Source organism: Neisseria sp. WLZKY-1, assembly GCF_046546535.1.
Lineage (GTDB): Bacteria > Pseudomonadota > Gammaproteobacteria > Burkholderiales > Neisseriaceae > Neisseria.
The window spans coordinates 1-224 of record NZ_JBKGTW010000168.1; the positions used below are offsets into that span (position 1 = coordinate 1).

The 224-nt window shown below is 59.4% G+C and carries 1 protein-coding gene; it reads right to left on the reverse strand.

The features are described 5' to 3' along the window. Positions 1 to 224: transposase (locus ACLD9W_RS12690; RefSeq protein ID WP_410842318.1), on the reverse strand; the 224-nt coding region annotated here is incomplete at both ends.

Below are 224 nucleotides of genomic sequence, written 5' to 3' on the forward strand. Positions count from 1 at the left end.
GCGCAGCCTCTCGTAAAACGCTTTAATCTTCGGCTCAAAGCGGCTCGCCGTTAGTGCTGCCATATACAGCATATTGCGCACCGCCATTCTGCCGCCGATGCAGCCTGTTTTCTTATCCGTGTCGCCGCTTTGGTTCGGCGGCGGAACGACACCTGCCAGCATGGCGATGCGTTTGTGTGGTACGGTGCCCAACTCGGGCAGCATGGATAGCAGGGTGGCGCTGG